Source organism: Achromobacter sp. NFACC18-2 (assembly GCF_900108985.1).
Taxonomy (GTDB): Bacteria; Pseudomonadota; Gammaproteobacteria; order Burkholderiales; family Burkholderiaceae_B; genus Achromobacter.
Window position 1 is genome coordinate 55,626 of the sequence record NZ_FNYM01000025.1, and the last position, 21,181, is coordinate 76,806.

The 21,181-nt window shown below is 67.7% G+C and carries 15 protein-coding genes; 5 read left to right on the forward strand and 10 right to left on the reverse strand.

Features of this window, described 5'->3' with window-relative positions; genetic code table 11:
- Window positions 1-9: 9 nt before the first annotated feature.
- From BMW75_RS27540 to BMW75_RS27565, 6 genes are read right to left on the reverse strand one after another with little or no spacing between them, the layout of a single operon-like run.
- Complete coding sequence (locus tag BMW75_RS27540) at window positions 10-831, reverse strand: amino acid ABC transporter ATP-binding protein (RefSeq protein WP_092582704.1); 822 nt, start codon at window positions 829-831, stop codon at window positions 10-12.
- Complete coding sequence (locus BMW75_RS27545) at window positions 818-1,657, reverse strand: amino acid ABC transporter permease (protein ID WP_092582705.1); 840 nt, start codon at window positions 1,655-1,657, stop codon at window positions 818-820. The genes BMW75_RS27540 and BMW75_RS27545 overlap by 14 nt, the downstream gene beginning before the upstream one ends.
- Entirely contained in the window at window positions 1,647-2,384 is a 738-nt protein-coding gene (locus BMW75_RS27550) for an amino acid ABC transporter permease (protein ID WP_092582706.1), read from the reverse strand. The genes BMW75_RS27545 and BMW75_RS27550 overlap by 11 nt, the downstream gene beginning before the upstream one ends.
- On the reverse strand, window positions 2,381-3,640 hold the full coding sequence (locus BMW75_RS27555; protein WP_092582707.1) for an aminotransferase class I/II-fold pyridoxal phosphate-dependent enzyme: 1,260 nt from the start codon (window positions 3,638-3,640) through the stop codon (window positions 2,381-2,383). Before BMW75_RS27555 ends, BMW75_RS27550 begins: the two co-directional genes overlap by 4 nt.
- A 36-nt stretch (window positions 3,641-3,676) precedes the next feature.
- Window positions 3,677-4,555 (reverse strand): transporter substrate-binding domain-containing protein, encoded by an 879-nt coding sequence (locus tag BMW75_RS27560; protein WP_092582708.1) that lies wholly within the window; start codon window positions 4,553-4,555, stop codon window positions 3,677-3,679.
- On the reverse strand, window positions 4,552-5,331 hold the full coding sequence (locus BMW75_RS27565; protein ID WP_092582709.1) for a transporter substrate-binding domain-containing protein: 780 nt from the start codon (window positions 5,329-5,331) through the stop codon (window positions 4,552-4,554). The genes BMW75_RS27560 and BMW75_RS27565 overlap by 4 nt, the downstream gene beginning before the upstream one ends.
- Here BMW75_RS27565 and BMW75_RS29600 point away from each other — a divergent pair.
- The 4 genes from BMW75_RS29600 (at window position 5,317) to BMW75_RS27580 (ending at window position 9,291) form a co-directional block, all read left to right on the forward strand.
- On the forward strand, window positions 5,317-5,475 hold the full coding sequence (locus BMW75_RS29600) for a hypothetical protein (RefSeq protein ID WP_175493287.1): 159 nt from the start codon (window positions 5,317-5,319) through the stop codon (window positions 5,473-5,475). The genes BMW75_RS27565 and BMW75_RS29600 overlap by 15 nt on opposite strands.
- A gap of 160 nt (window positions 5,476-5,635) precedes the next feature.
- Window positions 5,636-6,649 carry an ABC transporter permease gene (locus tag BMW75_RS27570; protein WP_092582710.1) on the forward strand — a complete coding sequence of 338 codons (1,014 nt, stop codon included), beginning with the start codon at window positions 5,636-5,638 and terminating at the stop codon, window positions 6,647-6,649.
- A 30-nt stretch (window positions 6,650-6,679) separates the two neighbouring features.
- A complete protein-coding gene (locus tag BMW75_RS27575) occupies window positions 6,680-7,546 on the forward strand; it encodes an ABC transporter permease (RefSeq protein ID WP_092582711.1) in 867 nt (288 codons plus the stop codon).
- A 26-nt stretch (window positions 7,547-7,572) separates the two neighbouring features.
- The gene (locus tag BMW75_RS27580; protein ID WP_092582712.1) at window positions 7,573-9,291 is read left to right on the forward strand and encodes an ABC transporter ATP-binding protein; all 1,719 of its coding nucleotides are present in this window, start codon (window positions 7,573-7,575) and stop codon (window positions 9,289-9,291) included.
- 39 nt (window positions 9,292-9,330) lie between these two features.
- Here BMW75_RS27580 and BMW75_RS27585 read toward each other — a convergent pair whose 3' ends face one another.
- The 3 genes from BMW75_RS27585 to BMW75_RS27595 form a co-directional block, all read right to left on the reverse strand.
- On the reverse strand, window positions 9,331-10,341 hold the full coding sequence (locus BMW75_RS27585; protein ID WP_092582713.1) for a Bug family tripartite tricarboxylate transporter substrate binding protein: 1,011 nt from the start codon (window positions 10,339-10,341) through the stop codon (window positions 9,331-9,333).
- 15 nt (window positions 10,342-10,356) lie between these two features.
- Window positions 10,357-11,361 (reverse strand): TauD/TfdA dioxygenase family protein, encoded by a 1,005-nt coding sequence (locus tag BMW75_RS27590; RefSeq protein WP_092582714.1) that lies wholly within the window; start codon window positions 11,359-11,361, stop codon window positions 10,357-10,359.
- Between the two features lie 232 nt (window positions 11,362-11,593).
- Complete coding sequence (locus BMW75_RS27595; protein ID WP_092582715.1) at window positions 11,594-12,619, reverse strand: isocitrate/isopropylmalate dehydrogenase family protein; 1,026 nt, start codon at window positions 12,617-12,619, stop codon at window positions 11,594-11,596.
- A gap of 656 nt (window positions 12,620-13,275) precedes the next feature.
- Between BMW75_RS27595 and BMW75_RS27600 the strand changes: the two genes are divergently transcribed.
- Window positions 13,276-19,569 carry an autotransporter domain-containing protein gene (locus BMW75_RS27600; protein WP_175493288.1) on the forward strand — a complete coding sequence of 2,098 codons (6,294 nt, stop codon included), beginning with the start codon at window positions 13,276-13,278 and terminating at the stop codon, window positions 19,567-19,569.
- A gap of 538 nt (window positions 19,570-20,107) precedes the next feature.
- On the opposite strand, the gene BMW75_RS27610 is transcribed toward BMW75_RS27600, so the two are convergent.
- A partial coding sequence (locus tag BMW75_RS27610) for an RHS repeat-associated core domain-containing protein (RefSeq protein ID WP_139208606.1) occupies window positions 20,108-21,181 on the reverse strand: 1,074 nt, incomplete at its 5' end.

Consider the following 21,181-nt stretch of genomic DNA (forward strand, 5'->3'; position numbering starts at 1 on the left):
ACCGGGCCGTCAGACCGCCAGCCGCAGGGGATCGAAGGAAAGCAATGCGTCGAACGGATCGGCGCGACGCCGCGCCGGGGCCCCGCCGGCGGCGCGCTGCAGGAAGGCACGCGTGCGCTCGCTGCGCGGCGCGCCAAAGAGCTGGTCCGGCCGGCCGGACTCCACGATGCGGCCGGCTTCGGTGAAGTACACGGTGTCGCTCACCTCTTCGGCGAATCGCATCTCGTGCGTGACAAGTACGCAAGTCATGCCATCGTCGACGAGATCGCGGATCACGGTGAGCACCTCGCCCACCATCTCGGGGTCCAGCGCCGACGTCACTTCGTCGAACAGGATGAGTTCGGGCTCTAGCGCCAGCGCGCGGGCGATGGCCACGCGCTGCTGCTGCCCGCCGGACAGTTCGCCGGGGTAGGCATCGGTCTTGTGTTCCATGTGCACACGCGCCAGGAGTGCTCGTGCCCGGTCCCGCGCCACGCCGCGCGGCACGCCGCCCACCTTGATGGGCGCGGCGACGAGGTTCTCCAGCACGCTCATGTGCGGAAACAGGTTGTACTGCTGGAAAACAAAGCCGACCCGCTTGCGCAGCGCGATCAGGTCACGCTCACGGCGCAGCGCCTGCACATCGACGTCGCCGACATGAATCCCGCCCTGTTGCGGGCGCAACAAACCCGTGATGCAGCGCAGGATCGTCGACTTGCCGGAACCCGAGGGGCCGATGATGGACACCGCCTCTCCCTGCCGCACGTTGATGTCGATCCCTTTCAAGACCGGTGTGTCGCCGAACGACAGGTGCACGTCGGACAGGCGGACCAGAGAATCAGTGTCGGGCATAGCGCCGCTCCAGGTAGCGCGTCAGGCGCGAAATGGGATAGCAGTAGGCGAAAAAAAGCGCCAACAGCGTGAAATAGATAAGGATGGTGAAGTCGGTCCGGGCCACGGTATTGCTTGCCACCGTGGCGGTGTCGACCAGGTCATGCACGCCCACCAGCGAAGCGAGCGCGGTGCTCATCGTGATGCTGGCGTAGAGATTCATCCAGGGCGGCAGCATCCGGCGCAGGCATTGCGGCAGGATCACCGTGCGGAAGATCTGCGTGCGGGCGAAGCCCAGCGAATGAGCCGCCTCCCACTGCGCGGCCGGAATGGACTGCACCGCGCCGCGAAAGATCTCGGCCACGTTCGCCGAGGCCGGCAGCGCCAGCCCGATCACCACCTTGATCCAGTCCGGAAACGGCAGCACCCAATGCGCCACCGGAACCTCGAACGGAAACACGTAGGTGGTGAAGTACACCAGCACCAGGATCGGCGCATTGCGGAACACGAGCACATAGGCGCGCGTCAACGCGCGCAGCGGCGCGAGCGGCGAGAGCGAGATCGCGCCCACCACCAGCCCGAGCAGGGTGCCCATGGCCATGGCGAGCAGGCTGATCTGCACATTCATGCCCAACCCGCGCATCAACGCCGGCCACCAGTACCAGAGCCTTTCGACGGCGACCGGCGTGGTGCCGGACACCCGCCAGTACAACGCCGGCACGGCCAGCAACAGCAGCACGATGAACCAAGGATCGCGCCATACGCCGCGCAATACGCCGCGCACCCGCGTCCGCGCGCCCGGTGCCTGCCCGGCGCGGCCCAGCTTGAGGGTCGTGTCATTGGCCATAGCCGGGCATCCTCAGACGGCTTTCGAGCCAGCGGCCGGCCACGCTCACGAGCCAGGTCAGCAGGCCGAAGTACAGCAGGATCAACAACAAGAGCTCGAGCACGTTGTCGCGCTGCGACCAGATCATGATCGACTCATAGGTCACGTCGCCCACGGCGATCGCCGATGCGATGGCCGTCATCTTGACCAGATCCACCAGATTGTTCACGAGGGCGGGCAAGGCAAAACGCAGCGCCAGAGGCAATTGCACGCGCCACAGGATCTCGACGCGCGAGAACGCCAGCGAGCGGGCCGCTTCAAGCGTGACACCCGGCACCGCCTCGATGCCCGCGCGCAGCGCTTCGGCATGGAACACGGCCTTGTGCAACGACACCACCAGAACGACCCACATGAAGGGCGTAATGGGGTTTCCACCCTCCAGCTTTTGCGAGATCAGCATATTGAGGACGAGGAACGCACAGTAAAGCTGAACCAGCGTGGGCGTATTCCGCGTGAGTTCCACGAAGGCCGCGAGCGGTCGCGTGAGCCAGGCTCGTCCACTGGTCAGCCCGGCCGCGATGAGCACGCCGAACAGCAGGCTCACCGGGATGGACGCCGCGCACAGTTGCAGCGTGACCCACAACCCGCGCACGAACGCCGCGCGTTCGCCGGCATCCAGGACGAAGGCGTAATTCAGGCCGAGCGGCCGGGCGAACGCCACCCAGCCTTCAAGCAGGCTGTGCGTCATGCCGTCTCCTTCGCCGTCCGCGGCACCGCGGGCGCAGCCCGCAAGGCCTTCACGGCGCGCGCGATCCGCTCGACGGCCAGTTCAAGCTGGGCATCAGAGGTGGCGAACGACAGGCGGAAGTAGGGCGACAGGCCGTAGGCGGCGCCGCGCACCACCGCCACGCCCTCGGCGTCGAGCAGCCAGTCCACAAAGCCGCCGTCGTCGTCGATGGCGCGGCCATCGGGACGAATGGCGCCGATCAGGCCCTGGACGCCGATCCAGGCAAAAAATGATCCTGCCGGGGCATGCACCTGCAGCCCGGGCACGGCGGACAGGCCTTGGCCGATCAGGCGGGCCCGCCGCGCGTACGCGGCGCGCGCCTCTTCCACAAAGCCGTCCGCGGCGCCCTCGAGCGCCGCGAGCGCGGCGGCCTGCCCGATCGCGCTGGGGCCCGACGACACTTGCGACTGCACGGCCTCGAGCGCGGCGATCAGGCCCGCGGGCCCCGTGCCCCAGCCGATGCGCCATCCCGTCATCGCATAGGCCTTCGAAACGCCGTTCACCAGCAAGGTGCGCCCCTGGAAATCGGGCGCGACGGCCAGCCAGTGCGCGGGCGGCTCGCCGATCCATACTTCTTCGTAAAGCTCGTCCCACAGCACCAGCACGTCGGGATGCTGGCGCAGGACCGCGGCCAGCGCGGCGAGCTCGGCCGCGCGGTAGACCGCGCCGGTGGGATTCGCGGGCGAGTTCAACACCAGCCAGCGGGTCCGGGGCGTGAGCGCCTGGCGCAACGCGGAAGGCGTGATCTTGAACCCGTCCTCCGCCCGCGTGGGCACGATGACGGGCGTGCCACCGTTGACACGCACGCTGTCGGGGAACGTCGGCCAGTACGGCGCGGGCACGATCACCTCGTCGCCGGCATCCAGCGTGGCATTGAAGGCCAGGTAGATCACCTGCTTGCCGCCATTCGAGACCAACACATCGCGCGCGTCGACACGCAGATCGTGGCGCGCCTCGTAGCCCCGCGCGATCGCCTCGCGCAGCGCCCAGGTGCCCGCGGTGGGGGTGTACTTGGTCTGGCCGTCCTGCAACGCGGCCACGGCAGCCTGCTTGATCGCGGCCGGCGTGTCGAAATCGGGTTCGCCGGCGGTGAGCGTGACGATGGATCGGCCTTCGGCGCGCAGGCGCGCGGCCTGGGCGCTGGCGGCGGCGATGGGCGAGACTTCCGCGGCGCGGGCGCGTTGCGAGAGCAAGGCGGGAAACAGGCTGGCGGTCATGAGGACTCCTGGAGATGGCGTGCGGAAAGCGGAGATTCAGGGCGTCGCCGGCTCCGGCGGCGCGGCGTCGAACTCGCCGCGTTGCGCCCGTTGCTGCGACTGCCGCAGGTAATCGGCAGGTACGTTCCACTTCTCGGCCTCGGCGACCAGACGGCCGGTCTGATGCCAGTCGCGGATCACGCCATCGACGAAGGCGCGCGTGTCGGCCTCGCCGCGGCGCGTCCAGATCACCGTGGGAGACGGAATCAGCGGGACCGACGTGGCAAGCTCGAATGCCGTCCACTCCGACGCGCTCTTGCCATGCAGGGTCTCGTAGAGCGCAGGCTGGATATGCACGGAGGCGTCGCAGGTTCCCCCCTTGAGCGCGAGCAACGATTCCGGAATGTTGCGCAACCCCTTGACCACCGCGCCGTAGGTTTCCTGCAGGGGCTTGGCGAAGTTGCTGCCTTGCGACACGCAGGCCACTTTGCCGCGCAGATCTTCCCAGCGCTTGATCCCGCTCTTTCTGGACACCATGGCCGCCCCGCCCACCAGGTTGTAAGGCGTGGACGCGTAGCTCAGGATCTCGCTGCGCTCCTGGGTCCACTGGATGTTGGCGATCAGCAGATCGACCTTGCCGGCCTGCAGAAACTGCACGCGCGTGGACGCCGTGACCGGGACGGTCTCCAGTGCCACGCCCAGGCGGCGAGCGATATCGGCGCCAAGTTCCGCCTGAAATCCGCCGATCTTGCCCGTGGCGGGGTCCAGCACGCCAAACGGCGGGCTCGCGCCATCCACGCCCACGACCAGCTTGCCGCGCTGTCGCACCTTGTCGAGGGTGGCATCGGCGCGGGCCTGCGTGGCCAGGCCGAGCAGCGCGACGGCGGCGGCCAATGCGATGGCCCAGCCAGAACGACGAGTCGCACGCTGCGTCATGCTCCGCCCCCCTTCCCGGCCTTGTCGTGCAGCTCCTGCAACAGCGGCTGCGGCGGCGTGATGCCCAGGCGCTTCTCCGTCTGGATCAGCCAACCGGTGCGATGCCAGTCCTGGATGACCTTGTCGACCGCGACGATGGTCTCGGCCTCGCCCTTGCGCGTCCAGACCACCGAGTTCGCCGGCAGCACATCCGTCGCGATGGGCGCATGGAAGTCGGCCCATTCGGCGTTGTTCTTCAAGAGCGGATGAATCAGGGTGGAATCGTGAACCGCGGCCACGCACAGGCCGCCCTTGAGCGCGAGCAGCGAATCCGACGAGGTTTTGTAGCCCTTCACGTCCGCGCCGTAGTCGGCAGCGAGCGGCTTGGCGTAGCTGGAGCCCTGCGACACGCACACCGGCTTGCCGCGCAGGTCTTCCCAGCGGGTCACGCCGCTGTTCTTGCGTGTGGCTGCCGCGCCGCCCACCCGGTAGAACGGCGTGGGCGCGTAGCCCAGGATCTCTGCCCGCTCCGGGTTGAGTTCCATCGAGGCGATCAGCAGGTCCACCTTGCCGGAGATCAGGAACTGCACGCGGGTCGGCGTCTGCACCTGCACAAGCTCCACGGGCACGCCCAGGCCTTCGCCCAGCTTGCGCGCCAGTTCGGGATTCCAGCCCACCAACTGCTGCGTGGCCGGGTCGAGCGAACCGAACACGCCGCCGTTGGCGAGCACCCCGATGGTCACCTTGCCGCGCTCGCGGATCTTGTCTTGCGTGGCGTCGGCGTGAGCGAGGCCCATGCTCACCAGCAGGCCAAGGGCGGCGCCGGCGCGCAGCGCATGACGGCGGGCCTTTCGCTGGAAGCGGTGTTGGAAGTTGTGTCGAGCCATGTGGACTTCACCTTCATCAGAAAGAAAGGCGGCGTGTCGCCAGCCGGAAAGTGAGCTCATGGTGCGGGCCGCGGCGCGCGCCGGCAAAGAAGGCTTTCAACTATGGATATGAGGCCGGGCCGCCCAAGGATTTCGACTTTGCATATGCGCTTTGCTTCGTAGCCGGCGCGCCTTGCCCTCCCCTACGATCGGCCATCCCACGTCGCAGACCGCCATGCCCTTCCTTCGCGCCCCCGCCCTCGTCTCCCGCCTGCCCGCTCTCGCGCGCACCACCGCCCGCACCATCCTGCACGCACTGCCCACGGTGGCGGGCGTGATCCTCTTGAGCTTTTTCCTGATGCAGGCGGTGCCCGGCGATGCGGCCGACGTGATCGCCGCGGAATCCGGTTCGGCCACCGCCGACAGCATGGCCGCCACCCGCAAGCATTTCGGGCTCGACCTGCCGGTGCTGCAGCAACTGGGCAACTATCTGCACCATCTGGCCCGCCTCGATCTGGGACTTTCTCCGCGCTACAACACGCCGGTCGTGGACCTGATCGCCAGCCGGCTCGGCAACACTGCCCTGCTCATGAGCGCGGCGCTTGGGACAGCCCTGCTGGCGGGCATCGCGCTCGGCGCCGTGATGGCCTCGTTCGTCGGCCGCTGGCCCGACCGGCTACTGTCGCTCGCGGCGTTGCTGCTGTATTCGACGCCCGGCTTCTGGCTGGGCCTCATGGCGATCATCCTGCTTTCGGTGCAGCTGGGCTGGCTGCCGCCGGGCGGCGTCGGCACGTTGGGCGCCGACACGCACGGGCTCGACCGCCTGCTGGACGTCGCGCGCCATCTGGTGCTGCCGACGCTGGCGCTCGCCGGCTTCTACGTCGCGATCTTCGCGCGCCTGACGCGCGCGGCCATGCTGGAGGTAAGCCGCCAGGATTTCGTGCGCACCGCGCGCGCCAAGGGTGTGGCGCCGTTGCAGGTCACGTTGCGCCATGTGCTGCGTAATGCGCTGATGCCCGTGCTCACCGTCGCCGGCCTGAACTTCGGCACGCTGCTCGGCGGCGCGGTCGTGGTCGAGACGGTCTTCAGCTGGCCCGGGCTGGGACGGCTTGCATACGAGTCGGTGATGGCGCGCGACTACGTGGTCCTGATGGGCATCCTCATTCTTTCTTCGCTGCTCGTGATCATCGCGAACATCGTGGTCGACCTGGCCCAGGCCGCGCTCGATCCCCGCGTGCGCACCCGCTGACGCGCCGCATCTCCTGACTTCCCGAATCGCATGACGACCACCACGCTTTCCCACGTCCCAGCCCCGCGCGCCACCGCGCTCGGCCGCTTCTTCACCAATCCCGCGGCCCTGGCCGGACTCGCACTGCTCGCGATCGTGACCTGCGCGGCGTTGAGCGCGCCCTGGCTGTTTCCGGATGATCCGCTCGACATGGTCGGTGCGCCGCTGGCCTGGCCCGGTCAGGAGCCGGCCTTTCCGTTGGGCACGGACACCATGGGGCGCGATGTCGCCGCCGGCCTGGCGCACGGGGCGCGCGTGTCATTGCTGGTGGGCCTTGCCGCCGCGGCGCTGTCGTTGGGTATCGGGGTGATCGTCGGCGCCGCGGCTGGCTACTACGGCGGCTGGGCGGACCGCCTGCTGATGCGGCTCACTGAGCTGTTCCAGACCATTCCCTCCTTCTTGCTGGTGATCGTGCTCGTGGCGATCGCCCAACCCTCGGTGCCCGTGATCGCGCTGGCGATCGGCGTATCGTCCTGGCCCGTGGTGGCCCGGCTCGTGCGCGCGGAGTTCCGGTCGCTGGTCCATGCCGAATTCGTGCAGGCGGCGCGCGCGCAAGGCTATGGACACGCGCGCATCGTGCTGGCGGAGATCCTGCCCAATGCCCTGCCGCCCATCATCGTGACCACCTCCGTGCTGGTCGCCAACGCCATCCTGATGGAATCGGCGCTGTCTTTCATGAGCCTGGGCGATCCCAACGTCGTGTCGTGGGGCAGCATGATCGGCGACGCGCGCGACATGTTGCGCACCGCCTGGTATCTGGCCGCGCTGCCCGGCCTGTCCATCGTCGCCACCGTGCTCGCGCTCAATCTGTTGGGCGATGCCGCGAACGATGCCTTCAACCCCCGTCTGGCCCGCTGATGCCGCGCGCCAGGAGTGACAATCCCATGCCGACGCAGTCTTCTTCCCATGCCGTTTCCGGCCCGCCCCTGCTTGCCGTGCGCGATCTGCAGGTCCGCTTTGCCGTGCCGGGCGGTGTGCATCACGCCGTGCGCGGCCTGGATCTGGACCTGGCCGCGGGCCGCACGCTGGCGATCGTCGGCGAGTCCGGATGCGGCAAGTCCACGACCGCGCTCGCGCTCATGCGCTTGCTGGCGCCCGGCGCCTCCGTGACGGGCTCGGTGCGCCTGGACGGCGCGGAGCTCACCGCCCTGCCCGAGACGGCGTTCCGACAGCTGCGCGGGCGCGATATCGCGATGATCTTCCAGGAGCCCATGACCTCGCTGAATCCGGTGAACACCATCGGTCGGCAGGTCGCCGAGGCCATCCGCTGTCACGAAGACCCGCCGCGCGCCACGCTGGACGCACGGGTGCTGGAACTGCTGGAACGGGTGCGCATTCCGCGCGCCTCGCAGCGGCTGCACGACTACCCCCACCAGTTGTCCGGCGGGCAGCGGCAGCGGGTGATGATCGCCATGGCAATCGCATGCCGGCCGCGCCTGCTGGTGGCCGACGAGCCGACGACTGCGCTGGATGTCACCGTGCAGGCGCAGATCCTCTCGCTCCTGGACACCCTGCGCGAAGAGCTGGGCATGGGGCTGTTGCTGATCACGCACGATCTTGGCGTGGTGCGCGAGCGCGCCAACGAGGTCATCGTGATGCATGACGGCATCGCCGTGGAGCGCGCCCCGGTCGAGCGCCTGTACGCCGCGCCGGCGCACGCCTATACGCGCGGGCTCCTCGCCGCGTCCTTGCATGCGGACGCGCCGGCGCGCGAGTCCGCCGCCCACGCGCACGCGCGCCTGCCCGAGATTCGCGTGCAGCGCGACGCCAACGGGGTCGCAAGCCGCTTCGAGGTGGTGCGTCCCGAGCCCGCGCTCGCCGTGCGGTCGACGCCGGCGGGCGCCGCGCCCCTGCTCACTGTCCGCGACCTGGAGACGCGCTACGCCGGCCGCGGCGGCCCCGTGACCGCGGTCGACGGCGTGGCGCTGGACATCTGGCCTGGCGAAACGCTGGGCTTGGTGGGCGAATCCGGCTGCGGCAAATCCACGCTCTCGCGCACGCTCTTGCGGCTCACGCCGGCGCATGCCGGTTCTGCCGTATTCGACGGCACCGATCTGCTGCGCCTGTCCGAACGCGCGCTCAAGCCCTGGCGCCGCCAGGTGCAGATGGTGTTCCAGGATCCGTATGCCTCGCTCAATCCGCGTCACACCGTGGGCGCCATCCTGGGCGCCGTACAGCAATCGCATGGGGTGCGAGACCGCCACGAGCGCGCGGCCCGGACCGAACAGATACTGAGGCAGGTAGGATTGCCGGCGGACGCGGCGCGCCGCTATCCCAATCAGTTCTCGGGCGGGCAGCGCCAGCGCATCGGCATCGCCCGCGCCCTGATCGCCCGGCCTCGCCTGCTGGTGCTCGATGAGCCGGTTTCCGCGCTCGACGTGTCGGTGCAGGCGCAGATCCTCAATCTGCTGTCGGATCTCAAGGCCGAGCTGGGCCTGAGCTACCTCTTCATCTCGCACGATCTGGCCGTGGTCCGCTACTTCTGCGACCGGGTGCTGGTCATGCAGGCCGGACGCATCGTGGATCAGGGCACGCCCCGCGCGCTGTGGCACGCGCCGGGGCATCCGTATACGCGCCAATTGCTGGCCGCCATGCCAGCTTGACCGCCAGGGCCGACTCGGCGCCCTGGCGGCTGACCCGTCTTATTTCAGTGCGACGCCGGTGCCCGCCAGCACCCGGCGATACGTGACGATATCCTCGGACACGGTGCGGTCCACGTCCTGCGGCGGCGTGGCGGCGAGCGTGAAACCCAGGTTCTCCAGCAGGCTGGCGGTGGCAGGCTCGCGCAACACCGCCACCACGTCGCGATTGATGCGGTCGATCACGGCCTTGGGCGTGCCCGCGGGTGCGGATAGCCCCTGCCAGCTTTCGACCTCGTAGTCCTTCAACCCCGCCTCTTGCAGGGTCGGCACATCCGGCAAGGCCTTGGAGCGATAGCTCGTCGTTACCGCCAGCGCCACGAGCTTGCCGCTGCGCACGTTCTCGGTCGCGGCGGCCAGCGTGATCAGCATCGCGTCGACATGCCCGCCCAGCACGTCGAGCGAGGCCGGCCCGCCGCCCGGATACGGGATCTGGTTGGTCTTGGCGCCGATGCGCTCGTTCAGCAGTTCCACCGCGAGATGCTGCAGGCTGCCTGTTCCCCCCGGCAGCGCCAGCGTGATCTCGCCGGGCCGGCGCCGCACGAGCTCGGCGAACTCCTGAAACGTTTTCACGCCCAGGCCCGGACGCACGACCAGCAGTTGCGGGTTCGTCACCGCCTTGGTCACGCCGACGAGATCGCGCTCGGGATCATAGGCCCGCGTACTCTGCAGGGCATTGAGCGACAAGGCATCGCCGCTCAACAGCAAGGTGTAGCCATCCGGCTTGGCATGCGCCACCGCGGCATTGCCGATGGCGCTGCTCGCGCCTGGCTGGTTTTCGACGACCACGCTTTGCTGCCATTTTTCACCCAGGCGCTGGGCCACCGTGCGCGCCAGTTTGTCGGCGCTGCCGCCGGCCGCGACGGGAACGATGATTTTCACCGGACGATTGGGGTAACGCGACGCGTCTTCAACGGCCACCGGCGCGGCGCCGGATCCCGACCAGAGCGCGAGTCCGGCGGCAAGGGCGAACACGGCGCCCAGGCCGCTTTTGAGTAGGGTCTTGCGGTTCATGCGGACACTCCTGCTTCAAGCCAATTCAAGTTCAGTCACGCCGCGTCTGGCGGCGCTATCGTTCGAGGGCGGCGCGGACGTGTCGTCGTACGCGCCGAAGCGCCCGCCCGCCACCGCGACGGACTCGCGGCCGTCGACCCCGACCGGCGGTTCCCCCGCGAGCGTGATGCGATACAGCACGCGTTCGCGGTCGAGATACGCAAAGTCGCCGGGCCCCTGATGGGCGGTGGCGCGGTTGTCCCAGAACGCGATACTGCCCGGGGCCCAGCGGAAGCGCGCGACGTACTCGGGCCGCGTGATGGCTTCAAAAAACAGCGCGAGCAAATGCCGGGACTCGTCCTCCGCCAGGCCGAGGATGCGCCGCGTGAAACCCGGGTTCACGAACAAGGCGCGTTCGCCGGTCTCCGGCAGCACGCGCACCACGGGATGGTCCGCCACCCGCGGCTCGGCGCGCACGCGCTGGGCATACACGGTCTCGTTTTCGAAATCGCCGTTGTAGCCGCCGAACTGGTGGCGCGCCCACAGCCCGTCGGCCAGCGCCTGCAGCGCGGGAGACAGATGCTGGTATGCCGCCACCAGGTTCGTGAAGAGCGTGTCCCCGCCATAGGGAGGCACCTGGTCGCCCGCGCGCAGGATCGAGGCCGACGGCGGGTTCACCACGCCGGTCACGTCGGTATGCCAGCGCTCGCCGCGGCGGCCGGTGGTCGAGGCCGAAGAGATCGTGCGGATCTGGGGATAGCCTTCTGGCGGATTCGCGTCGTAGGGATGCGCGCTGGTCGCCTGCCCGAAGTGGCGCGCGAAGGCGAGGTGTTGCGCGTGGTCGATATGCTGGTCGCGAAAGAACACGACCTTCCAGCGATCGAGCGCCGCGCGGATCGCGGCCACAAGGGCCGGCGTCAGCGGTTCGCGCAAATCCACGCCGTGAATTTCCGCGCCGGTGAAAACGGATAGCGGCCGGATATCCAGGTCCGCGATGGCCGGATGGGCGCTGCGTGCCGCCGTATTGTCTTGCCTGCTCATTCTGCACCTCAATGGCGAGTTGTCGTGCAGGCAGGATAGGATCGCGCAATGCGCGCTAAGAAATACCGATTCGCAATGAGTTCATGAACCTGCGCGCGTAAACCGCGCCAAGGCAGCAGACATGCGGCACAGCGCCGCATAGTCGAAAAACGGATATGGATATCAGGGACGTTCGCCCTGCCTGCAACCGCTGGCGCGGTTGCAGGCGTCATCGACTTGCGGGGTGAATTCCTTACGCCGCCACCCGCCGCGAAACGGCGGCTGCGAACTCGCGCGTGGTGGCTGAACCCTTGAGGTCTCCGGTGCGCACGTTATCGACATTGAGCGTGGCGTCGATGCCGGTACGCAGCCGTTCGGCCAAATCACCCAGGCCCACGTGATCGAGCATCATGGCGGACGCCAACATCAGCGAAATGGGGTTGGCGATGCCTTTGCCGGCAATGTCCGGGGCCGAGCCATGCACCGCTTCGAAGATCGCCGCGTCCGTCCCGAAGTTCGATCCCGGCGCCATGCCCAATCCGCCAACCAGCCCGGCAAGCTGGTCGGACAGAATGTCCCCGAACAGGTTGGTGCACAGGAGCATGTCGAAACGCCACGGGTTGAGCACCAACTGCATGGCGCACGCGTCGACGATCATATCGTCCATCTCCACGCGCCCCTCGTACTCCTTGGCGACTTCGCGGGCGGCTTCCAGAAAGATGCCCGTGAGCAACTTCAACACGTTGGCCTTGTGCACGACCGTGATTTTTTTGCGGCCGTGCTTGAGCGCGTACTCGAACGCGAAGCGGGCGATGCGCTTGCTGCCTTCGCGGGTGTTCACGCCGGTGGATACCGCTACCGCCTTGGGATCCGAGCCGACGGCGATGTAGTGTTCGTGCGCGACATAGAAGCCGCTCAGGTTTTCCCGGACCAATACCAAGTCAATGTTCTCGAAGCGTCCAGGCACCAGGGTGCGCACCGGGCGGACATTGGCGAACAGCTGGAATTCTTCGCGCAGGCGAACGTTGGCGGACCGGAACCCTCCCCCCACCGGCGTGGTCAACGGCCCCTTGAGCGCGAGCTTTCGCTTTCGGATGCTGTCGAGCGTTGCGTCGGGAAGCGGGTCGCCCGTCGCGGCGACGCCAGCCATCCCGGCTTGTTGGACGTCCCACTCGAATGGGGCGCCCAAGGCATCGAGGACCTGTACGGTGGCCTCGACCACTTCGGGTCCTATGCCGTCGCCGGGGATCAATGTGGCGGGGATACTGGATCGATTCATTGTGCGCTCCTGTCTGCGATGGTTTGGGATCGAGGCCGCCCTCTTGGGCGAGTCCGGCCGCTTCGATGGACTACGCCCCGGAACCCGACGCCCGGTAGTTGTTCGGATACCTTGCTGGAATACCTTGCTCGAATACCTTGAAGTCCCGCTGTTGACGATGGCAGCCACCTTCTCGGCATGGCGTTTCAGTCTGACGGCCTTCGGCAGCATCTCAGCCAAGGCCGCGCAGTGGAAATGAAAGAGTAGCCGATTGATGGGCCTGGCCAGCTACCCACGCTGGATCAGCCCCTGCAGCGACGCCCTCACCTCGCGCACGACCGGCCCCCACTCGCCGGGCGCAGCCTGGCGAAACAGGCGCATGGACGGATACCACGCCGAATCGGCGCGGCCGCGCAGCCAGCGCCAGTCCGGCGCTAAGCGCCCAGGGGGGTGCCCGGCCAAATCGCCGAATTAGGCGGCAAACCCCACCTTTTTCTCTTGATTGACGGCGCCGTAGACAAGTTACTAATTGACCCGGATTCACCCCCCACATCACCCGTCATTCCAGAAGCTTTAGCGCGCCCCTTTCGTGCAGGCGCGCTTTGGGGCCCGCGCTCGCCGCCGGCATACTGCCCGTGCACCCAGGAATGCCGCCATCGCCCCTGGAGAGCCCCGTTTTGAATCACACTTACCGGCTGGTATGGAATCGCAAGCTGCGCGTCTGGCAAGCGGCATCGGAATTGGCGGCGCAAGCGCGCGGCGGACGCTCGTCGTCGGGCGGACGGGTCAGCGCGCGCGCGCCGCGCTATGCCTTGAGCGTGGCGCTGGCCATGGGGCTATCCAGCCTGAGCGCCGCGGTTCAGGCCACCTGTTCGCTGGTCGGCAGCAACGCCGTGTGCACCGGCGCCGCCAATCCGCTGTTTCCCGGCTACGCACTGGCTATCGACGGCACCGTCACGGTGCAGCAAGGCGCGACGGTAGGCGTTATACCGGGCGCAGGCGGCACGGCGATGAATCTGACCGGCAGCACCGTCACGCTGACCAACTCGGGCTGGATCGACCCGACCATCCTGGGCCCCTCTTCGGTCGTGGCGGCCGGGGTGGCCATCGGCAACGGTTCGGTCAACACCCTCAGCATCGTCAACACCGCGACGGGCACGATTGGCGGTCTCGTGGGCGGGGAACCCAGCCTGCCCGACCTGTCCAGCATGGCCATCGCCGTGCACAACGGCGCGGGCGGCACGACCCGCCTGAGCAACGCAGGCTTGATCCGTAGCAGCCCGCGCACGGGATTGATCGTGGCCGGCGCGGACATGCCGGTGATCGCCGCCTACGGCGGCGGCCAGGTGATGTTCGAGAACCTGTCCTCAGGAACCATCATTGGCCGCATCGCGCTGGAAGAGGTGGGCACGCCCGGCCTGGGCCACAGCTTCGCCAATGCTGGCTTGATCCTTGGAGGCGTCTCGCTCGGCCAGGGTGGCAACAACACCTTCACCGCTGTGTCTGGTTCGTCGGTGTTGCGCGCGTCGGGCAATGCGACTGCCGACCTGCCCGTGAGCACGGAGCCGGGGCTGAACTTCGCGCCGCCCGGAACGGTCGATGGCGGTGCGGGGGCAAACAACACCCTGGTGCTGCAATCGGTGCTGCCGTCTGCCGGCACGGGTGCCGGCACACCGGGCGCCGCGACAACGATTTCCGGCGACCAGTACATCAACTTCGACAATCTGGTGGTGAACAGCGGCACCTGGGACCTGACCGGGTCCACGCTGGCGGACAGCGCCGTCACCTTCAACAGCGGCGTGGCCAACATCGCCAAAAACAACGTGCTGGGCAGCGCGCAGATCACGGCAAATGGCGGCACCATCACGGGCCCGGCCAGCGGCCTGCTCCTGGACAACGATTTCGTGCTTGGCGCCGGCGGCCTGACCCTGGCGGGCAATAACGACATCCTGCTGGACGGCACGATATCGGGCACGGGCGGCTTGACCATCGCGGGGCCGGCCGTGGTCGTCATGAACGGCGCCAACACGTACGCCGGCCTGACCACCATCCAGTCCGGCTCGGCGCTGGATACCGGCACGCAAAGCGTGCGGGGCGACGTCCTCAACAATGGCTACCTGATGTTCCGGCAAGACACGAACGGCACGTATGCCGGCGACATCTCGGGCACCGGCGGCTTGGGCAAGGCTGGAACCGGTACCGTGACCCTGACCGGCGCAAACGCTGCCGGAACCTCAGTCTCCATCACGGCGGGCACGCTGGCGATCGGCGCCGGGGGCAGCTTGAGCGCCCCGGCGATCTCTCTGTCCATGGGCAGCACCCTGGACCTGTCCGCCGCAGGCAACCAGACCTTGGGCGCGCTGCAGGACAATGGCGCCGTCCAGCTTGGCGCCAGCACGCTGACCTTGGACAGCAACGCCAGCTACAACTTCTCGGGGACCATCTCCGGCGCAGGTTCGCTGATCAAAACGGGCGCGGGCACGCAGACGCTGTCGGGCGCCAACACCTTTGGCGGCAGCGTGGCGGTCAGCGGCGGCACCCTGGCGCTGGGCGTGGGAGGCAGCTTGCTTCCCACGGCCGGCGTCACGGTGAACGCAGGCGGGACGCTCGATCTGTCCGCCGGGGGGAACCGGGGCCTGGGATTGCTCTCGGGCGCGGGCACGGTCGCGCTGGGCGCCAATACGCTGACCCTGCAAACGGGCAACTTCGCGGGCACGCTCTCGGGCACAGGCGGCCTGGACAAAGCCGGGCCCGGTTCGCTGACCCTGTCGGGCACCAACACCTACACTGGTCTGACCCGGGTGCTGACGGGCGGCACCCTGATCGCGAATGGCACGATCGCCGGCAGCGTCGCGGTGCAGGCCAACAGCACGCTGGGCGGTTCGGGCCGCATCAACCAAAACGTCACGCTGACCAGCGGCGTGCTGCGAGCCACGCAAGGCCAGACGCTGACCATCGGCGGCAACCTTCTGATGGATAGCGCCAGCCGCGTCAACGTCAGCCTGGGCGCGGCCTCGAACGGCGCGCTCGTGCGGGTGGACGGCGACCTCGGCCTGCACGGCACGCTGAACGTCGCCGACCAAGGCGGCTTTGGCGCGGGCGTGTACCGGCTGTTCGACTATGCCGGCGCGCTGACCGGCAACACCATGAGCGTCGGCGCCACGCCCAGCGGCATCGACGCGAGCGACCTGCGCCTTCAGACCGCGGTGGGCGGGCAGGTCAACCTGCTGTCGACCGCCGGCGCGACGCTGAGCTTCTGGGACGGCGCCAACGCGGCGCAGCGCGACAACGGCCTGATCGATGGCGGCACGGGCGCATGGCGCGCCGATGGCTTGAACTGGACGGATGGCGATGGCGCGCTCAACGGCCGGTTCCAACCCAACCCGACCTTTGCGGTGTTTCAGGGCGCTGGAGGCACGGTGACGGTGGACGACACCGCGGGCGCCATCGGCGTGACGGGCATGCAGATCGCCACCGACGGCTATCGCATCGAGGGCGACGCGATAGCGCTGCAGGGCGCGGGCGGCAAAAGCATCATCCGCGTGGGCACGGGCATGGCCGCGAGCGCCGGCATGCGCGGCACCATCGCCTCCAGCCTGAGCGGCGCCAGCACGCTGGTGAAGTCGGACTTCGGCACGCTGGTGCTGGCGGGCAACAACACCTATACCGGCGGCACCGAAGTCCGCCAGGGCACGCTGTCCGTGTCCGCCGACGCCAACCTGGGCGCGACGGCAGGCGCCGTCACGCTCAACGGCGGGACGCTGGCCACGACCGCCAGCTTCGACAGCGCGCGCGCGGTGTCGCTGCTGCAGGACGGCGTCATCGATGTCGACGCGGGCACCACGCTGGGCCTGCAAGGCAACATCAGCGGCGCGGCCGACCTGCAAAAGCAAGGCGCCGGCACACTGAAGCTGTCCGGCGTCAACTCCTACGGCAACACGCGCGTAGAGGCCGGCACGCTGGCGGGCAACGCCAGCGCCATCCGGGGCAATCTGCTGAACAATGGCACGGTCGTATTCGAAGAGGCCGCCGGCGCGGCTTATGCCGGTCAACTGACAGGCACGGGCAGCCTGGTAAAGACCGGCGCGGGCCAGCTGCAATTGCTGGGCGACAGCCAGGCATTCGCCGGCCAGACCCAGGTGCAGGCGGGCACGCTGCGCGTGGCCGACGCGCTGGGCGGCTCGGCCAGCGTCACAGGCGGACGCCTGCAAGTCGATGGCCTCCTGCGCGGCAATGTGGCCGCCAGCGGTACCGGCGTCATCGCGGGCGCGGGCACCATCACGGGCAACGCCGCGCTGACCGGCGGCGTGCTGGAAGGCGCACAAGGGCAGATGCTGACCATTGCAGGCGACTTGTCCCTGACCAGCGCCAGCCAGGTCAATGTCGCACTGGGCAGCGCGCCGAGCGGCAGCCTCTTCAGTGTGGGCGGCGATCTCACCCTGGCCGGCACCCTCAACGTCGCCGACCAGGGCGGCTTTGGCGCGGGCGTCTATCGCCTGTTTGACTATGCCGGCAGCTTGACCAACAACAACCTGGTCATCGGCAGCGCGCCGGCGGGCGCGGACGTCGACGCACTCACCGTGCAGACTTCCGTTGCCGGCCAGGTCAATCTGGCCTCGACCTCCGGCGCCGCACTGGGCTTCTGGGACGGCGGCAACGCCGCGCTTCATGACAACGCCGCCGTCGACGGAGGCGGGGGCACATGGCGCGCCGACAACCTCAACTGGACCAGCGTGGACGGCACGCTCAATGGCGTGTTCAAGCCGAACCCGACCTACGCCGTGTTCCAGGGGCAAGCCGGCACCGTCACGGTCGATGATGCCGCGGGCGCCATCCGCGTGAGCGGCATACAGATCGCCGCCGATGGCTACCGCATCCAGGGCGATTCGATCTCGCTGCAAGGCGCGGGCGGCATAAGCGTCATCCGCGTGGGGACGGGATCGATCGCGGATGCGGGCATGACCGGCACCATCGCGTCGTCGCTCACGGGCCACAGCACGCTGTCCAAATTCGACTTCGGCACGCTTGTGCTGTCGGGGGACAACACCTACATCGGCGGCACCGACATCCGCCAGGGCACGCTGTCCGTCTCGCGCGACGCCAACCTGGGCGCTGCCTCGGGCAGCCTGATGCTGAGCGGCGGCGTACTGGCCACGACGGCCAGTTTCGACACCGCACGCGCCGTCAAGGTCAATGCCGCCAGCGGCCTCGCGGTAAGCGCCGGCAGCACCCTGGGCCTGGGCGGGGCCATCACCGGCAATGGCGAACTGACCAAGTCGGGCGCGGGCACCTTGCGCGTCTTTGGCAACGGCAGCGCGTACACCGGCAACCTGCTGGTCGAGGCAGGCACGCTGGACATCGCGTCAGCCGCCACGCTGGGGGGCTCCCTGGCGGTGTCCAGCGGCGCGCAACTGCAAGGCGCGGGCCAGGTCGGGTCCACCACCCTGCGCAGCGGCGCCATCCTGGCCCCGGGCAACCTGGGCGGCGTCCTGACGGTGGCGGGCGACCTGACCCTGCTGCCGGGCTCCACCTACCAGGTGGCGGCGGATCCCGCGTCGTCGGCCAGCGCGCGGGTGGCTGTCACGGGCGCCGCCAACCTGGCCGGCTCCGTCGTTCATATCGGCCCCGAGGGCGGCTTCGACAGCACGCGGCAATACACGATCCTGACGGCGGGCGCCATCAACGGCCAGTTCGACACCGTGTCGTCCAACTACGCCTATCTGAGTCCCACGCTGCAATACGCCGCGCAAAACGTCACGCTGCAACTGGAGCGCAAGCAGGCGCCGGTCAATCCCGTCGACCCCGCCACGCCGCCACGCCCGATCGCCTTCGCCGATGCGGCGCAAAGCAGCAATCAACGCGCCGTGGCCAATGCGCTCGACACCCTGCCCGCCGGCAACCCCTTGCATGAGTATGTCCTGACCTTGCCCGAAGGCGCGCCGCCCGCGGTCTTCAACAGCCTCTCCGGCGAGGCGCACGCCAGCGTGGCGTCCAGCCTGATGGGGGCCAGCGCCGCGCCGCGCGCGCTGCCGCTGTCGCACCTGCGCGCCAACCTGAACGCCGGCATGCGTGCGGGCGCGCCCACGGCACAGGCCGGCGGCACCTTCCTCGCGTCCGCCCTGCCCTCGTCCAACGCGCAGCCTGCCTGGGCCGAAGTGGTGGGCAATTGGCAAACGCTGCAAGGCGATGCCAACACGGCGCAGGTCCGCCAGCATACGGGCGGCGTCTTTGCGGGCGCCGATCATGCCGTGGGCAACGGCTGGCGCCTGGGCGGCGCGCTGGGCTACACCGACAGCAAGATCCGCGTCGATGGCCGCGCATCGCAATCCGACGTGTCCGGCTACAGCGCCAGCGTGTACGGCGGCAAATCCTTCGCGGCCGGCGCGGGCAAGCTCAACCTGCTGGCGGGCGCGGCCTACACCTGGCACGACGTCAGCACCGAACGCCACGCCTCCGTGTCCGGCGTCCAGCAGAAGCTGACCGCCGATTACGGCGCCAGCACGGCTCAGCTCTTCACCGAGCTGGGTTACGCGATGCCGCTGTCCGAACGCGCCAGCATCGAACCGTTCGCCGGCATTGCATGGAGCGATCTGCGCACGCGCAGCTTCTCGGAATCCGGCGGATCAGCGGCGCTGCACGGCCAAAGCAGCAGCGACAAGCAGACCACTTCCACGCTGGGCCTGCGCGCGCAGACCGCCTTCATGCTGGGCCGCGCCGAAGGCCGCTTGCACGGCACGCTGGGCTGGCGCCATGCCTTCGGCGACGTGGCGCCTCAGTCCACGCTGGCGTTCGACGGCGGCCAGGCCTTCACCGTGTCCGGCACGCCCATCGCGCGCAACGCGGCGCTGGCCGAGCTGGGCGCCGAAGTGGCCATGTCCGCCAACGCCACGCTGGGCCTGTTCTACAGCGGGCAATATGGCGGCGGCAATCGGGAGCACTCGGGGTCGTTGAACGTGCGGTGGCGGTATTAGGCGGGAGCGGGACGGGAGGCGGGGGATAGTGGAACTGCCCTCGCCCGAGAGCTGGACGCCAATCCACTCTTCCGGGGGCAATGTGGTCTGCTGCGCTTGGGCTTCCTGGACAGAGTCGGTGTGGGTGGTGGTGCGATCGAGCTTGCCACCGGCATTGAAGTTCAGCGCCATGCGGAACTTCGCCTCTCCAGACTTCATTTATTGAAACGCTCGTAGGCCTTATCCGGCTTCATCAGTTCGACCAAGGGTGAATTCTTCGTCGGCCAACTGAACCGCATACCCTACGCTTTCGTAGGGGGCCTGCCTATCGAACTGCCGCCATCCCACTCATTGCTTCTTTAGAAGTCGACTAATCAAATCCTACGACAAAGCGCTTTAAGCACTTCAGCCAGCTCGAGTGCCTCCGACTCGCTCAACTCGACTGGATCATTGAGATTCGTCGCGGCCTTTATGTGAATTGATGTTCCTTGTTCAATCCAGACTTGAATGCACCCGTCATTCGATTGGAAATAATCTTCCTTATCCAAGCATTTCATGCTTATTCTCCTAACGTGGGAAAGTGGGGATTGCCATCACCCGGAGACACAATTTTGCCTTTGCCTGTGGAGTCGTATCCGTGCACATGATCCACAGCTGCTTTGGGATCGTTATATGGCAATCCCGTTTTAGCGTCTATATGGCCTCTGTCCAGCCTCAGGCGCTGCATTCCTGTGCAAGGACAGCTCCACTTTATTGGCAAGCCTTCCTTATCAGATTTCGACGGAATTAACCCCTTCAAGTCAGCAAGTTGTCTAATTTCCGATCGTGTCTTATCGGTAAGGTCGAGCGCTGATATATCTGGTGGTGTTGTGGCAGCCAACCCCAACGGATCAACCCACCCCACTGGGTTATCCGCATACTGGTAAACATTCGACCCACCCGCAAACCCGATCGGATCCTTCGTAATGAACCGTCCGATCTGCGGATCATAGTACCGATGCCGGTTGTAATGCAGGCCTGTTTCCCGGTCCAGATACTGCCCCTGAAATCGGATCGGATTACGTATCCCAGCCGCGCGGGCGGCATCTGTGATGGCTTCTTTTGCTTCACCCCACGCTTGGTAGTGCGCGCTCCAAACTATCTCGCCTTGCGCGTCGGTCAGTTCCTGGGGTGTGCCAAGGTGATCGCAGTGATACCAGGCCATGGCGTCCACCGGGTCCGGGTCGGGCGAGGTTGTCCATAGCGGGTCGCGATCGATGTCATAGGCTCCGGCGTACGCCGGTTGCTGGTGCAGGAGAATGGGCTTGCGGCTGATCGCCTGGGCCAGCGGCACGAAACTTCCGGGTTCGTAGAGGTAGTGCGTCGTCTGGTCGTCGCGGCCTTCCCATGCCAAGGTATCGCCATCCCAACCGTATAGCGTCGTGCTGCAGCCCATCGCGCGATTCGCGCGCGCTTGGTCTTCCCGGATCTGCGCGGGCGTCATGCCAGGCCGTTCGCGCCAGTGCGCTTCGGATTGCTTGAGCAGGCGGCGGCCCAGTGCGTCGTACTGGTAGCTCACATGCAGGCGGTCGTTGCTGTAGCCCGTCAGGCGATTGAAGAGATCCCATTCGAAGCGCGAGCGCTGGCCGTTGTG

Bases quoted from the DNA above. Each gene is read 5' to 3' on its own strand.
- BMW75_RS27540 (WP_092582704.1), bottom strand. From the start codon at position 831: ATGCCCGACACTGATTCTCTGGTCCGCCTGTCCGACGTGCACCTGTCG.
- BMW75_RS27545 (WP_092582705.1), bottom strand. From the start codon at position 1,657: ATGGCCAATGACACGACCCTCAAGCTGGGCCGCGCCGGGCAGGCACCG.
- BMW75_RS27550 (WP_092582706.1), bottom strand. From the start codon at position 2,384: ATGACGCACAGCCTGCTTGAAGGCTGGGTGGCGTTCGCCCGGCCGCTC.
- BMW75_RS27555 (WP_092582707.1), bottom strand. From the start codon at position 3,640: ATGACCGCCAGCCTGTTTCCCGCCTTGCTCTCGCAACGCGCCCGCGCC.
- BMW75_RS27560 (WP_092582708.1), bottom strand. From the start codon at position 4,555: ATGACGCAGCGTGCGACTCGTCGTTCTGGCTGGGCCATCGCATTGGCC.
- BMW75_RS27565 (WP_092582709.1), bottom strand. From the start codon at position 5,331: ATGGGCCTCGCTCACGCCGACGCCACGCAAGACAAGATCCGCGAGCGC.
- BMW75_RS27570 (WP_092582710.1), top strand. From the start codon at position 5,636: ATGCCCTTCCTTCGCGCCCCCGCCCTCGTCTCCCGCCTGCCCGCTCTC.
- BMW75_RS27575 (WP_092582711.1), top strand. From the start codon at position 6,680: ATGACGACCACCACGCTTTCCCACGTCCCAGCCCCGCGCGCCACCGCG.
- BMW75_RS27580 (WP_092582712.1), top strand. From the start codon at position 7,573: ATGCCGACGCAGTCTTCTTCCCATGCCGTTTCCGGCCCGCCCCTGCTT.
- BMW75_RS27585 (WP_092582713.1), bottom strand. From the start codon at position 10,341: ATGAACCGCAAGACCCTACTCAAAAGCGGCCTGGGCGCCGTGTTCGCC.
- BMW75_RS27590 (WP_092582714.1), bottom strand. From the start codon at position 11,361: ATGAGCAGGCAAGACAATACGGCGGCACGCAGCGCCCATCCGGCCATC.
- BMW75_RS27595 (WP_092582715.1), bottom strand. From the start codon at position 12,619: ATGAATCGATCCAGTATCCCCGCCACATTGATCCCCGGCGACGGCATA.